The following is a 14469-nucleotide window of genomic DNA, read 5'->3' as shown; positions in this document are numbered from 1 at the left end:
GCCTATGAACGTGCGCGCTGCGCTGCCGATCATTGCGCTTTCGCTGCTCGCCGGCTGCATGTCAGGCGCAGGCAGCGATGCGCAGGTGGCTGAGCAGCGCAGGGTCGAGGCCGGGCGGGCGTATGTGCAGCTGGGGCTCGGCTACCTGCAACAGGGGATGCTGGGCCAGGCCAAGACGCCCTTGTCAAAGGCGCTGGCGCTGGATGGCGACGATGCCGACGCCCATGCCGCCTTGGCATTGGTCTACCAGGCCGAAGGCGAGCCTGTATTGGCCGAGCGCCATTTCAAGCAAGCGCTTGGGGCGGGTGCCAGCACCACGCGAATTCGCAACAATTACGGCAGTTTCCTTTATGCTCAAGGGCGGTTTGCCGAAGCGCAGCAGATGTTTCGCCTTGCCAGCGCCGATACCCTGTATCCTGAGCGATCACGGGTTTATGAAAACCTTGGCCTGACAGCCTTGAGGCTCGGCCAGCGCGATCAGGCGCACGCCCATTTGCAAAAAGCATTGCAGCTTAACCAGCGACAGCCACAAGCGTTGCTGGAAATGGCTGAGTTGTCCTACGAAAACAGGCATTATGTGCCGGCCCGGGATTACTACGATCGTTTCAGCCGGTTGAGTGGCCACGATGCCCGGAGCCTGCTGCTGGGTAGCCGCCTTGCCAAGGTGTTCGACGAGCAAGGGACGGTGGCCGAGTTGGGGCAGCAATTACAACGACTTTATCCCGGTACGCCGGAATATCAGCAATACCTGTCGGAGCAACGATGAACGCCGCGCATCCCGAAGTAGCTGTAGCGCCTGGCCAGAACCCTGGTGAGCTGTTGCGCCTGGCCCGTGAGAAACGGGACTGGTCCCAAGCCGAGGTGGCGCGCAAGCTCAATCTTACTGTCAGCTCGCTCAACCATGTGGAAACCGGCGCCTTCGACAAGCTGCCCGGGCATACCTTCGCCCGTGGCTACATCCGCGCCTACGCCAAGTTGATGGAGCTGGACCAGGCTGCCCTGGTCGAAGCCTTCGATCGCTACACCGGCACCCACGCCAAGGGCAGCGACGTACATTCGCTGGGGCGTATCGAAGAGCCTTCCCGGTTGTCCCACAATATTCTGCGCGGGGTCAGCCTGTTGCTGCTGCTGGCGGTCGTGGGTGGCGGTTTCGTCTGGTGGCAGGACCAGGGCAGTCTGCGCGGCAAAGACCTCTCCAGCATCGCCCTTGAGCACGTCGAGGTCGAAAGCGCCGACGGCACCACCCAGATTCACCCGCTTGACGAACCCGAAGACCAGGCCGTCTCTGCCGCCCAGCAACCTGAGAGCGCCCCCCTGCCGTTGGCCCAGGGTACCGACGAGCAGCAGGCTGCAAGTACCGGGCAGGCAGCGGCTACCGACACGCCTGCAGCCGGCTCTGCTCCGGTAACGGGCACTGCGACGCCGCAGCCGGCGCCGGCCAACGCTACCCCTGTTGCCAGCGCGCCGGCGGCAGCCGCCCCTGCAACCAGTGCAGCCGCCGCCGAGCCCGCCGCCGTGCCAGCAGGCAGCGGCAAGGTCGCGATTGAGTTCGTCGCCGATTGCTGGACCCAGGTTTCCGATGGCAACGGCAAGGTGCTGTTCAGCGGCATCAAGCGCAAGGGGGACAACCTCGAGCTGACTGGCAAGCCGCCGTTTGCGGTACGTCTGGGCTTTGCCCGTGGCGCCAAGGTCAGCTACAACGGCCAGGCCGTCGACGTTGCCCCGTTCACCAGTGGCGAAACCGCTCGCCTGAAGTTGGGACAGTAATTCATGCACGGCCAATCCCCGATCAAACGTCGCGAATCCCGCAAGATATGGGTCGGCAATGTGCCGGTGGGCGGTGATGCGCCCATTGCAGTGCAGAGCATGACCAACACCGATACCAATGATGTCGCCGCCACGGTGGGGCAGATCCAGCGTCTGGTCGATGCCGGTGTGGACATCGTTCGCGTGTCGGTACCTGACATGGACGCCGCCGAAGCCTTCGGCCGCATCAAGCAGCAGGTCAGCGTGCCGCTGGTCGCCGACATTCACTTCGACTACAAGATTGCCCTGCGCGTGGCCGAGTTGGGTGTGGACTGCCTGCGCATCAACCCTGGCAATATCGGCCGTGAAGACCGGGTCAGGGCTGTCGTTGACGCCGCTCGCGACCGTGGTATTCCAATCCGTATCGGCGTCAACGCAGGCTCACTGGAAAAGGACCTGCAGAAAAAGTACGGCGAGCCTACGCCCGCAGCGCTGGTCGAATCGGCGCTGCGCCATGTGGAACACCTCGATCGTCTCGACTTCCAGGATTTCAAGGTCAGCGTCAAGGCGTCGGACGTGTTCATGGCCGTCGAGGCCTATCGCCTGCTGGCACGGCAGATCGTGCAACCCCTGCACCTGGGAATCACCGAAGCCGGTGGCCTGCGCTCGGGTACGGTGAAATCTGCCGTTGGCCTAGGTATGCTGCTGGCCGAAGGCATTGGCGATACCATCCGCATTTCGCTGGCGGCAGACCCGGTGGAGGAGGTCAAGGTAGGCTATGACATCCTCAAGTCCCTGCACTTGCGTTCCCGAGGCATCAACTTCATCGCCTGCCCGAGCTGCTCGCGGCAGAATTTCGATGTGGTAAAAACCATGAACGAGCTCGAAGGGCGCCTCGAGGACCTGCTGGTGCCTTTGGACGTGGCCGTCATCGGCTGTGTGGTCAATGGCCCGGGGGAGGCCAAGGAAGCGCATGTCGGCCTGACCGGTGGTACGCCCAACCTGGTCTACATCGACGGTAAACCGGCGCAGAAACTGACCAACGACAACCTGGTCGATGATCTCGAAAGGCTCATCCGTCAGAAAGCGGCCGAGAAGGTCGAAGCCGACGCGGCGTTGATCGCCCGTGGCTGATACACAGAATTCGTAAGGATCATTCGTGAGCAAATCGCTGCAAGCCATCCGTGGCATGAACGACATCCTGCCCGAGCAGTCGCCATTGTGGCGCTATTTCGAGGGTACCGTTGCCGGCCTGCTGGACACCTACGGGTACAGCCAGATCCGCACGCCCATCGTGGAGTTCACCGAGCTGTTCAAGCGCTCGATCGGTGAAGTGACCGATATCGTCGAAAAGGAAATGTACACCTTCGAAGACCGCAACGGTGACTCGCTCACACTGCGTCCGGAAGGGACTGCGGCCTGTGTTCGCGCGGTGCTGGAGCATGGCATCACCGGCAATGGCCAGGTGCAGAAGCTGTGGTACATCGGGCAGATGTTCCGCCACGAGCGTCCCCAGAAGGGCCGCTACCGGCAGTTCCACCAGATCGGTGTGGAGGTGTTCAACCTCGATGGCCCGGACATCGATGCCGAGTTGATCATGCTGACCTGGCGCCTGTGGGGCTTGCTGGGCATTCAGGATGCGGTCAAGCTCGAACTCAACAGCCTTGGCACCAGCCAAGCGCGCGCCCGCTACCGCGACGCGTTGGTGGAGTTCCTGTCCGCGCGCCTGGAGCAACTGGACGAGGACAGCCAGCGCCGCCTCAAGAGCAATCCGCTGCGCATCCTCGACAGCAAGGACACCAACACCCAGGCGGTGCTGGTCGATGCGCCGAAGCTCGAAGATTACCTGGACGAAGAATCCCGTGCGCACTTCGCAGGCCTGAAGGCCCGCCTGGACGCTGCCGGCATTCCATTCGTGCTCAACACCAAGCTGGTGCGGGGGCTGGACTACTACAGCAAGACCGTCTTCGAGTGGGTCACCGACAAGCTTGGTGCCCAGGGTACGGTGTGTGCCGGCGGCCGCTACGATGGGCTGGTGGAGCAAATGGGCGGCAAGCCTACACCTGGCGTTGGCTTTGCCATGGGTATCGAGCGCCTGATTCTGCTGCTTGAAACCCTTGGCAAGGTACCGGACTCCATCAGCCGTCAGGTCGATGTCTACCTCTGCGCTTTTGGTGAGCAGGCCGAGTTGGCGGGCCTGCGTCTGTCCGAAGCGGTGCGTGACCGCCTGCCGGGCCTGCGTCTGGCCGTGAATGCGGGCGGGGGCAGTTTCAAAAGCCAGTTCAAGAAAGCCGACAAGAGCGGCGCGCTGTTCGCCTTGATTCTTGGCGATGATGAGTTGGCCAAACAGGAAGTCGGCTTCAAACCCCTGCGTGGTCAGGGCGAACAACAGAACATTGCCTGGGATGCCCTTGCAGGGCACCTGGAAACCGCGATCGCGCAGGCGTAACGCGGTTCAACGAGCGAATAGGCGAAAAGGAGTATTGGGGTGTCGAGTACCGATGATGATGACCTGGCAGGGGTCAAGGACTGGTGGAACCGTAACGGCAAGCCGCTGCTGACCGGTGCGTTGCTCGCCGGCGTGGTAGTGCTGGGCTGGAACACCTGGCACAAGTACCAGAACAACCAGTCGCAAGGTGCCTCGCAGTTGTATCAGGCGCTACTGGAAACCAGCCTCACGCCTACGGGTCAGCCGGACGCCACCCGGGTTGCGGAACTGGCCGGCAAGCTCAAGAGCGAGTTCGGCGGCACTGCCTATGCCCAGTACGGCAGCCTGTTCGTGGCCAAGGTAGCGGTCGAGAGCGGCAAGCTCGACGATGCCGCTGGCGAACTCAAGGCTGTGCTGGACAAGCCGGCAGACGCCACCCTTGGCGAGATCGCACGCCAGCGTCTGGCCCGTGTGCTGGCCGCCCAGAACAAGGCCGAGGATGCCCTCAAGTTGCTTGACGGGGATGCCGAGAAAGCCTTCCTCGCCAGTCGCGAGGAGTTGAAAGGGGACCTGCTGGTACAGCTGGGCCGCGCTGATGACGCGCACGGTGCTTACGAAAAGGCCAAGGCTGCGTTGTCCGACGAGGCGGCAGTGGGTGGCTTGCAGTTGAAGCTCGATGATCTGGCCAGAGGGGACGCGTAAGTGATCGGTTGGAAACAAGCAGCATTGCTGACCTTGGCGGTATTGGCCGCAGGGTGCAGCAGCAACAGCAAGAAGGAATTGCCTCCTGCCGAACTGACCAAGTTCACCGAGGAAGTGGTGCTCAAGAAGCAGTGGAGCCGCTCCATCGGTGACGGTCAGGGTGAAACCTACAACACCCTCGTGCCGGCCATCGAGAACGACCGGATCTATGCCTCCGACGTCACCGGCGATGTCTATGCCCTGGACCGCATCACGGGCAACGTGGTGTGGAACAAGGACCTTGACCTGCCGGTTTCTGGCGCGGTCGGCGTAGGCTACGGTCTGGTGATGCTCGGCACCCTCAAGGGTGAAGTGATCGCCCTGGATTCGAGCACCGGCGAGGAGCGCTGGCGCGCCCGGGTGACCAGCGAAGTGCTGGCGCCCCCGGCCAACAACGGTGATGTGGTAGTGGTGCAGACCCAGGATGATCGCCTGATCGGCCTGGATGCTGCTACCGGTGATCGTCGCTGGATTTATGAAAGCACCCCGGCGGTACTGACCCTGCGCGGCACCGGCGCGCCGATCGTGACCAACCGCCTGGCGGTTGCTGGCCTGTCCACCGGTAAGGTCGTGGCAGTCGACATCAGCAATGGCGTACCTGTATGGGAAAGCCGTGTGGCGATCCCCCAGGGCCGTTCCGAGCTTGAGCGTGTCGTCGACATCGACGGCGGCTTGCTGCTCTCGGGTGGTACCCTGTACGTCAGCACCTACCAGGGGCGCGTTGCGGGCCTGGATCTGGAAAGTGGCCGCGTGCTCTGGCAGCGTGATGCCTCCAGCTACGTCGGGGTCGCCCAGGGCTTTGGCAACGTTTACGTGAGCGAAGCCTCGGGTACCGTGGAAAGCGTCGATGAGCGTTCCTCCAGCGCCCTGTGGTCCAACGATGCCATGGCCCGCCGCCAGCTGACCGCCCCTGAGGTGTACAGCAGCTACGTGGCAGTAGGCGACTTCGAAGGCTACCTGCACCTGCTCAGCCAAGTCGACGGTCGCTTCGTTGGCCGTGAGCGTGTCGACAGCAGTGGCCTGCGTGCACGGCCATTGGTGGTGGGTGACACCATCTATGTCTTCGGCAACAGCGGCAAGCTCGAGGCACTGACCATCCGCTGAAGCTATGCTTGAAGCCGTGCGGCTTCAGGCTGCGGCGTAGGATACGCCGCCCGAACTCCGGCCGCTGCCTTGCAGCGGCCTTTGTATTTTCAAGAATTCAAGAGTGGAGAGCCGAATGGTTCCCGTAATCGCCCTGGTGGGCCGTCCGAACGTCGGCAAATCCACCATGTTCAACCGCCTGACCAAGACCCGCGATGCCATCGTGGGTGACCTGTCGGGCCTGACCCGTGATCGCCAGTATGGTGATGCCAGCTGGCAGGGTCGCTCCTTCATCCTCATCGACACCGGTGGCATCACCGGTGATGAAGTGGGCATGGACGAAAAAATGGCCGAGCAGTCGCTCATGGCCATCGAAGAAGCCGACTATGTGCTGTTCCTGGTCGATGCCCGAGCGGGCATGACAGCGGCAGACCAGATGATTGCCGAGCACCTGCGCAAGCGCAACAAGGCGGCGATTCTGGTCGCCAACAAGATCGACAACATCGACGCTGACGTCGCTCGCGCTGAGTTCTCGCCAATGGGCATGGGCAATGCCATTCCGGTGGCAGGCTCCCAGGGTCGAGGCATCAACGCGTTGATGGAGGCCGTACTCGGTCACTTGCCGCGCGATGCCGAAGAAGAAGCCCTGGACCAGGATGTCGCCGAAGGAGAAGAGGCCGTTCGCATCCCTGGCCCAAGCGAAAAGGATGGCATCAAGATTGCCATCATTGGTCGCCCCAACGTCGGCAAGTCGACCCTGGTCAACCGCATGCTCGGTGAAGAGCGTGTGGTGGTCTACGACGAGCCGGGTACGACGCGCGACAGTATTTACATTCCCTTCGAGCGTGATGGTGACAAGTACACCTTCATCGACACCGCCGGTGTGCGCAAGCGCGGCAAGATCCACGAGGAAGTCGAAAAGTTCTCGGTGGTGAAGACGCTGCAGGCGATCAAGGACGCCAACGTGGTGATCTTCGTCATGGATGCTCGCGAAGGGGTGGTCGATCACGACCTGAACTTGCTGGGCTTTGCCCTGGAAGCTGGCCGCGCCATCGTCATCGCCCTGAACAAGTGGGATGGCATGGAGCCGGGTGAGCGTGCCTATGTGAAGACCGAGCTGGAGCGCCGGCTGTTCTTCGTCGATTTCGCCGATATCCACTTCATTTCCGCCCTGCACGGCACGGGCGTGGGCAACCTGTACAAATCGGTGCAGGCCGCCTTCACCTCAGCTGTGACCCGCTGGCCAACCAGCCGCCTGACGCAGATCCTCGAAGACGCCGTCAGCGAGCACCAGCCGCCGCTGGTCAATGGCCGTCGCATCAAGCTGCGTTATGCGCACCTGGGCGGGGCCAACCCGCCGCTGATCGTGATCCACGGCAACCAAACCGACAGCATTCCCAAGTCGTACTCGCGTTACCTGGAAAACACTTACCGTCGCGTGCTCAAGCTGGTCGGCACGCCGATTCGCATCGAGTACAAAGGCGGTGAAAATCCCTACGAGGGCAAGAAGAACACCCTCACAGACCGCCAGGTCAACAAGAAACGTCGCTTGATGTCGCACCACAAGAAAGCCGAGAAGAAACGCCGCGATAAGCGATAGGCGCCTGCCGAACCCGTTACAGTGTCTGTACAGGTCCTCGCCCGCCGTGCTGCGCATTTCTAGCGCCGCACCTGTGTTCCTGTTTCCTCGCGAGTGCGGCCATGCAGCCAAGCTCGGGAGGAAACATTGATCTATGCCGCTCTCCACATTGCACCGGTAGTTTGTGTGCGTGTGGTGCACAAGGCGCTCAGTCCGTGCTCCCCGCGCGGGGGGCGTTGGCTATTCACGTACGTGTGAATGATGTGTTAGATCAATGGAGGGAACGTCATGAACGATATTTACTTAAAAAAAACCAAAGGCAAGCTCTATCTGCTTGAGGACGGCGAGCGTTATGCAATCATCGTCAATCATTTGAATGAACTGCAGGTAGCAGGATCGCTGGATACGCCCGAGTGCTTCGACATCGGAATGCTCGCCCACCCATCGCTCGAGGGGGGTGTGGCTTTTGAGTTTCGAACGTCAGCAGGCAAGCAGGTCACTGGACGTGGTGGGCGCGTGCTTCATGCGTCGGGCGAAGAGCTGGGCACACCCGGTCCTGCTCTGCAAATCAGTCACCTGGCTGGAAACGTTGACGGCGAGCCCAATGTTAACCAGGTTCAATTGCAAACCCTCGATGCCCGCTACGTCTCAGCCCACGATCGTGTGCTCGTGGGCTACAAAGAAGTCCCCGTAGGCTGGACTTGGTTCGGCCTCACGCCCAATGCTACGAAGAAGGTACCCGTTTGGGAGAGCCAGCCAAGCGACAGGTTGCGCTACCATACCAAGGACGTGGCGCCCGCAGCGACCTTCATACTGGAGTTCGTCGCTCCAGCAGAAGGTTGAACTAGCCCCGACAGTAATCGTCGAGAAAGCCTGTGACGTGCGACTCACGCCTTGACTGGCTTCTTCCCGACGAAACGATCCGCTATGCTCGTGCTTTCTTTCCGTGCCGGCTGCACCAGGAGCAAGGGCGCCATGATCCCCAGCAAATTGCCGAACGTCGGCACGACCATCTTCACCACCATGTCAGAGCTCGCCGCCCAGACCGGTGCGCTGAACCTTTCGCAGGGCTTCCCGGATTTCAACGGGCCCCAAGCCCTGCTCGAGTCGGTGGGCCGGCATGTCATGGCAGGCCACAATCAATACGCGCCCATGTCGGGCCTTGCAGCCTTACGCCAGCAGGTGACCATCAAGGTCAAGCGGCTCTACGGTGTCACGGTGGACCCCGACCATGAAGTGACGATTACGCCCGGCGCGACGGAGGCGATCTTCTGCGCTATCCAGGCTGTCGTGCAGCCAGGGGACGAGGTCATCATCTTCGACCCCTGCTACGACAGCTACGCGCCCTCGGTGGCGCTGGCCGGTGGGCGGTGCGTGCATCTGCAACTGGACCCTGGCGATTTTTCCATCGATTGGCAGCAGCTCGCGGACGCCCTTACGCCACGCACACGTCTGGTCGTGCTCAACTCGCCCCATAACCCCAGCGGTGCCTTGCTTTCCAGCAAGGATCTGGATCAGCTGGCCCAGCTGATCGCCGATCGAGACATCTACGTACTCAGCGATGAAGTCTACGAACACCTGGTCTACGACGACGTGAAGCATGCGTGCGTACTGGCTCACGAGCAGCTCTACAGACGTGCGTTCGTGGTCAGCTCCTTTGGCAAGACGTACCACGTCACCGGTTGGAAGACGGGCTATGTCATCGCACCGCCGGCCCTCACCGGCGAGCTGCGCAAGGTGCATCAATACGTCAACTTTTGTGGCGTGACCCCGTTGCAGTACGCCCTGGCTGACTTCATGGCCGAGCATCCGGAACATGTCGATGCGTTACCGGCTTTCTATCAAGCCAAGCGCGACCTGTGTTGCGGCTTGTTGCAGGATTCGCGATTCAGCTTCACCCCCACAGCCGGCACTTACTTTCAGTTGGTTGACTATTCGAACATCCGACCGGACCTCGATGACGTGCAGATGGCGACGTGGTTGACCCGCGAGCATGGCGTGGCCACCATCCCGATCTCGGTGTTCTACCAGCAACCTGTTCCCGGTCAGCGACTGCTGCGCCTGTGCTTTGCCAAACGAGAGGAGACGCTGCGTCAGGCGGCGGAGAAACTATGCGCGATCTGAGTACGCTGCCTGACCTCAGGCTGGCCCTGGTGCAGACCACACTTGCCTGGCATGACCGGGAAGCCAACTTCGCCCATTTCGATGTGCTGCTCGAGCAGGTGGGCGAGGTGGACCTGGTGATCTTGCCGGAAATGTTTACCACCGGGTTTTCCATGCAGTCCAAGAGCCTCGCCGAGCCGGAGAATGGCCCGACGTACAAATGGCTCAAGGCTCAGGCGGAAAAGTGCAATGCCGTGGTCACGGGCAGCGTGATCATTCAGGCGGCCGATGGCAGTCACCGTAACCGCCTGCTCTGGGCAAGGCCAGATGGCGAGATCCTGCACTACGACAAGCGTCATCTGTTCCGCATGGCTGGTGAGCACGAGCACTACACGCCGGGCGAGCGTCAGGTGCAGTTCGAGCTCAAGGGATGGCGTATTCGCCCGCTCATCTGCTACGACCTGCGCTTCCCAGTCTGGAGCCGGGATGCCACGGACACCGACCTGCTGTTGTACACGGCCAACTGGCCGGCAGCACGTCGCCTGCACTGGAACCGTCTGCTTCCGGCGCGAGGGATCGAAAACCTGTGCTATGTCGCGGCTGTGAACCGGGTGGGCACTGACGGCAAGAGTTTCGCGTACAGCGGTGATAGCCAGGTACTGGATTTTCAGGGCGAGAGCTTGCTCAGCGCTGGAGAGGCAGATGGCGTGTTCACTGTGGTATTGAGTGCCTCGGATCTCGCTGCCTATAGAGCCAAGTTCCCGGCCAACTTGGACGCCGATACCTTCGAGCTGCACTGATTGCGGCGAGGTTCCGGAAGATCAATGCCAGAAAGCCGCCTGGCTGCCGGTCAGTACACATCCCGCCGGTAGCGCCCCTCTTCGATCAGCCGTTGCACCGCAGCGTCCCCAAGCAGGCCTGCGAGTGCCGCATCGACACCCGCGGCCATGCCCTGCAGGCTGCCGCAGACGTATACGCAGGCACCTTCATCCATCCAGCGTTTGAACAATGCCGCCTGCTGCAACAACACATCCTGCACGTAGATTTTTTCAGCCTGGTCGCGAGAGAACGCCAGGTCCAGCCGTGCTAGATCGCCAGCGGCGAGCAACCCTTGCAGCTCCTGGCCACACAGAAAATCATGAGCACGGTTGCGTTCGCCGTACAGCAACCAGTTACGCCGCTCGCCCGCGGCGACGCGAGCCCGTAGCAGACTGCGCAGGCCGGCCAGGCCCGTGCCGTTGCCGATCAGAATCATCGGCACGTTACCCTGGGGCGCATGGAAGCCGCTGTTGCGCCTTAGCCTCAGGCTCAGCGTGCCGTCGAGCGGCAGGTACTTCGTCAGCCAACCAGAGCCTACGCCCACCTCGCCGCTTGGATGGCGCTCCTGGCGCACGATCAGCTCCAGCACGCCATCACTGGCAATTGAGGCGATGGAATAGTCGCGGCTGCCGAGGGGCACCAGTGCGTCCATCACCGCCTGGGCATGCAGCCCGACCAGATGCTCACCGACGGCAGGTAACTGACGGCCGGCAAGTGCTTGGGCAAGCGTTTCTACCACCCCTTCGACCTGCACCTGCGTGTCCGCCTCCAGCCCCAGGCTTTTGATGAAGGCATCGACCCTCGGCCGACCGTTGAGCGGCAGAATCTCCACCAGGTCGCCAGCTTCCCACACGGCAGGCGCTTGCGCTTGCAGACCAAGCAGGTAGACCGGATGGCCCTGGCTGCCAGGGTTGAGCAGTTCACGGCGTATCAGCGACCAGTTGCCAAAACGGGGAGCTTGCCAAGCGGATACCGGCGCGGTGCCGGTTAGAAGCGCCAGCGCCTGATGCCACTGCTGAAGGGCTGCCTGATCGACGTTGTCCACCTCTATGGGGCTGAACGCACAGCGAGCACCCCGCTCGGTCAACCACGCCTGAAGCCTGCGGGCGAATCCGCAGAACTGTGGGTATTGACGATCACCCAGCGCCAGCAGGGCATAGCTGAGCGTCTGCAAGGACAAAGGCTGACCCAGCACGTTGCGCTCAAAGCCTCGCGCGCTGTCAGGGGCGTCTGCATCCCCGAAGGTGCTGACGACGAACAGCGCACGGCGTGCCTGACGCAGATCGTCTTCACACAACGTACCCAATGCCCTGACCTGCACCGGCAAACCCGCCGCTTGCAGTTGCCCGGCGCTGTGCCAGGCCAGTTGCTCGGCCGTACCACTCTGGCTGGCGTAGCCGATCAGCCAGCTCTCGCTGTTGACCTCATCGCAGGTCACGTGGCGGCGGGCAGCCCGAACCTGACGTTTCTTGCGTCGTCGATCCAGGTAGAGCAGCCAGCCCGTGACGAAGAAGATTGGCATGGCCAGGCTGGCCAAGGTCAGAACGATGCGTCCAACCAGGCCAAAGTATTCGCCGACATGCAGCGCGTACACGCTCTGGAGCAATTGGGCCTTGAGTGACTTGTCACTGTAGCGTTCGTGACGGCTAACCTTGCCATTGGCAGGGTCCAGGACCAAGGTGTCGAATGCCCTGGGGTGGTCGGCGTCATCGAGCAGGTAGAACACGTTGGCAGGTTGACCGCCAACTGGGGGCAGGCGCAGGTTGTAGCTGGCAAGGCCTGGACCCGCGGCGTTGCGCAGGCTGGCCCAGAGGGCGTCGTAGTCGACGTTCAGCGCCGGTGCGTTTGGGTCGATGGGCGCAGCCCCGTGGCGCCGGGCTTTTTGCGCCTGTGGCTGCCCAGCGACCGGCGGATCGGCCAGTAGCCGGTTCAGGCCTTCGCGGTACCATTCGTAGGACCAGAACAGGCCCGTCAGGGCAAATAGCAGGTAGAAGAGCAGGCACCAAGTGCCTGCCACGGCGTGCAGGTCCCAGTTGAACGCGCGGCCTTTCTTGGCCCAATCCAGCGTCAGCCAGGTTCGCCAGTTCGTGGCATTGCGCGGCCAACGCAGGTACAGGCCCGACAGGCAGAAGAACACCAACAGCAGCGTCGAGGCACCGGTGATCTGCCTGCCCGTGTCGCCCATGGCCAGAAAGCGGTGAAGCGTGAGCATGAGGGTGAAGAAGCCTTGCCCCGACACCTCGCCCAGCAACTGGCCCGTATACGGATCTGCGTAGCGCAACGGGCCGCGCCGCTCGCCCGGTGCTGGTGTGAAGAAGATCCTGGCAGCTTCGCCTTCACGGACGTCGACCCACAGCATGGCGACCTTGTCGTGTTGCTGGGCCTCGACCCGCCGCACCAGTTCAGCAGGCGGCAGCACGCCCTCAGGGCGTACCTCCACGCGCAGCACATCGGCATTGAACGCGCCCAGCAGTTCGTCCTGAAACGAATAGAGCGCCCCGGTGATACCCATCACTGCAAGAACCAGCCCGGCCGTGATGCCGAATAACCAATGCAGCTGGAACAGCGTCTTCTTCAACACCTTCGATCACCTTGTATCGCCGCCGCACCCTGCGTCGCGCTGGCGGATGTTAATGGAAGCTCCAGCACGCGGCAATTGAGATTCGTTCACATTCACAAGGTGAGTGGCGGGAGGTGTAGCGCCGGTGACCAACGTGCGGTCGGCTTTATTGCGCAGACATGAAAACGGGGCCTTTGGGCCCCGTCATGGATTACAGGTAGAAGGCTTTGAGCGGCGGGAACCCATTGAACTCCACCGCGCTGTAGCTGGTGGTGTAGGCACCGGTCGACAGCCAGTACAGGCGATCGCCAATGGCCAGGTTCAGCGGCAGACCATACTTGTAGTGCTCGTACATGATGTCGGCGCTGTCACAGGTAGGCCCGGCGATGACCACTTCCTCGGTTTCGCCCTTTTTCTCGGTCCAGATCGGGAACTTGATGGACTCGTCCATGGTTTCGATCAGGCCCGAGAACTTGCCGACGTCGGTGTAGATCCAGCGCTCGACGGCCGTGCGCGACTTGCGTGCCACCAACACCACTTCGCTAACCAGGATGCCGGCGTTGGCAATCAGCGAACGGCCCGGCTCCAGGATGATTTCCGGCAAGTCGTCACCGAAGTCTTCCTTGAGGAAGCGAATGATCTCTTCGGCATAGGTTTCCAAGCTGTTGGTGCGGGTAATGTAGTTGGCCGGGAAGCCGCCGCCCATGTTGATCAGCTTCAGTTCGATGCCGTCTTCTTCCTTGAGCCGTTCGAAGATCACCTTCACCTTGGCGATGGCGGCGTCCCACACGCTGATGTCGCGCTGTTGCGAGCCCACGTGGAAGGAGATGCCATAGGGCACCAGGCCCAGGTCGCGGGCGAGGATCAACAGGTCCATGGCCATGTCGGTCTGGCAACCGAACTTGCGCGACAGCGGCCAGTCAGCGGTGGTGGAGCCTTCGGTCAGGATACGCACGTACACTTTCGAGCCTGGAGCGGCCTTGGCGATGTTGCGCAGGTCTGCCTCGGAGTCGGTGGCGTACAGGCGCACGCCCTTCTCGTAGAAGTAGCGAATGTCCTTGGATTTCTTGATGGTGTTGCCGTAGCTGATGCGGTCGGCGCTGACACCCTGGTTCATCACTTTGTCCAGCTCGTAGATGGAGGCGATGTCGAAGTTCGAGCCCTTGTCCTTGAGCAGGTCGATGATCTCGACGGCTGGGTTGGCCTTGACGGCGTAGTACACCTTGGCGAATTCGAACCCGGCGCGCAGGTCGTCATAAGCCTTGCTGATCATCTGGGTATCGATGAGTACGAACGGCGTTTCCTGTTTGTCGGCAAACGCCTTCATTTTCTGGAAGGTGTCGCGTGCGAAATAGTCTTCGACCTGGATCGACATGCTCAGGGACTCCATGGGCAAACTGAAAATTTAAG

12 protein-coding genes are annotated in these 14469 nt (G+C 61.7%); 10 read left to right on the top strand and 2 right to left on the bottom strand.

What is annotated here, in order from left to right:
- Positions 1–4: 4 nt before the first annotated feature.
- From pilW to NMB38_RS17640, 10 genes are all read left to right on the top strand, one after another.
- A complete protein-coding gene (gene pilW, locus NMB38_RS17685; protein ID WP_027913691.1) occupies positions 5–766 on the top strand; it encodes a type IV pilus biogenesis/stability protein PilW in 762 nt (253 codons plus the stop codon).
- Positions 763–1767, top strand: coding sequence for a RodZ domain-containing protein (locus NMB38_RS17680; RefSeq protein ID WP_028687032.1), 1005 nt, complete (start codon positions 763–765; stop codon positions 1765–1767). The genes pilW and NMB38_RS17680 overlap by 4 nt, the downstream gene beginning before the upstream one ends.
- Positions 1768–1770: 3 nt before the next feature.
- Positions 1771–2880, top strand: coding sequence for a flavodoxin-dependent (E)-4-hydroxy-3-methylbut-2-enyl-diphosphate synthase (gene ispG, locus NMB38_RS17675; RefSeq protein ID WP_023533296.1), 1110 nt, complete (start codon positions 1771–1773; stop codon positions 2878–2880).
- A 25-nt stretch (positions 2881–2905) separates the two neighbouring features.
- Positions 2906–4195, top strand: a complete 1290-nt coding sequence (gene hisS, locus NMB38_RS17670; protein WP_028687033.1) for a histidine--tRNA ligase — start codon at positions 2906–2908, stop codon at positions 4193–4195.
- A gap of 39 nt (positions 4196–4234) precedes the next feature.
- Complete coding sequence (locus NMB38_RS17665) at positions 4235–4876, top strand: tetratricopeptide repeat protein (protein WP_027913694.1); 642 nt, start codon at positions 4235–4237, stop codon at positions 4874–4876.
- Entirely contained in the window at positions 4877–6019 is a 1143-nt protein-coding gene (bamB, locus tag NMB38_RS17660; protein WP_254286771.1) for an outer membrane protein assembly factor BamB, read from the top strand.
- Positions 6020–6134: 115 nt separating this feature from the next.
- Positions 6135–7598, top strand: a complete 1464-nt coding sequence (der, locus tag NMB38_RS17655; RefSeq protein ID WP_023533412.1) for a ribosome biogenesis GTPase Der — start codon at positions 6135–6137, stop codon at positions 7596–7598.
- 267 nt (positions 7599–7865) lie between these two features.
- A complete protein-coding gene (locus NMB38_RS17650; protein WP_027913696.1) occupies positions 7866–8420 on the top strand; it encodes a hypothetical protein in 555 nt (184 codons plus the stop codon).
- Positions 8421–8552: 132 nt separating this feature from the next.
- On the top strand, positions 8553–9701 hold the full coding sequence (locus NMB38_RS17645) for a pyridoxal phosphate-dependent aminotransferase (protein WP_027913697.1): 1149 nt from the start codon (positions 8553–8555) through the stop codon (positions 9699–9701).
- Positions 9689–10480: an amidohydrolase gene (locus NMB38_RS17640; RefSeq protein WP_494354848.1), complete on the top strand. Its 792-nt coding sequence runs from the start codon at positions 9689–9691 to the stop codon at positions 10478–10480. The genes NMB38_RS17645 and NMB38_RS17640 overlap by 13 nt, the downstream gene beginning before the upstream one ends.
- 50 nt (positions 10481–10530) lie before the next feature.
- On the opposite strand, the gene NMB38_RS17635 is transcribed toward NMB38_RS17640, so the two are convergent.
- Both NMB38_RS17635 and NMB38_RS17630 read right to left on the bottom strand, forming a co-directional pair.
- Complete coding sequence (locus tag NMB38_RS17635; RefSeq protein ID WP_482577061.1) at positions 10531–13080, bottom strand: PepSY domain-containing protein; 2550 nt, start codon at positions 13078–13080, stop codon at positions 10531–10533.
- 190 nt (positions 13081–13270) lie between these two features.
- Positions 13271–14434, bottom strand: a complete 1164-nt coding sequence (locus tag NMB38_RS17630; protein ID WP_023533340.1) for a type III PLP-dependent enzyme — start codon at positions 14432–14434, stop codon at positions 13271–13273.
- Positions 14435–14469 lie beyond the last annotated feature (35 nt).

The organism is Pseudomonas sp. FBCC-B35 (assembly GCF_059133755.1).
Note: the sequence above shows the minus strand (reverse complement) of the source record. Positions and strands in the feature narration are given on the sequence as shown.

Coding starts and splice junctions, on each gene's coding strand:
- pilW (WP_027913691.1), top strand. CDS start 5: ATGAACGTGCGCGCTGCGCTGCCGATCATTGCGCTTTCGCTGCTCGCC.
- NMB38_RS17680 (WP_028687032.1), top strand. CDS start 763: ATGAACGCCGCGCATCCCGAAGTAGCTGTAGCGCCTGGCCAGAACCCT.
- ispG (WP_023533296.1), top strand. CDS start 1,771: ATGCACGGCCAATCCCCGATCAAACGTCGCGAATCCCGCAAGATATGG.
- der (WP_023533412.1), top strand. CDS start 6,135: ATGGTTCCCGTAATCGCCCTGGTGGGCCGTCCGAACGTCGGCAAATCC.
- NMB38_RS17650 (WP_027913696.1), top strand. CDS start 7,866: ATGAACGATATTTACTTAAAAAAAACCAAAGGCAAGCTCTATCTGCTT.
- NMB38_RS17645 (WP_027913697.1), top strand. CDS start 8,553: ATGATCCCCAGCAAATTGCCGAACGTCGGCACGACCATCTTCACCACC.
- NMB38_RS17640 (WP_494354848.1), top strand. CDS start 9,689: ATGCGCGATCTGAGTACGCTGCCTGACCTCAGGCTGGCCCTGGTGCAG.
- NMB38_RS17630 (WP_023533340.1), bottom strand. CDS start 14,434: ATGTCGATCCAGGTCGAAGACTATTTCGCACGCGACACCTTCCAGAAA.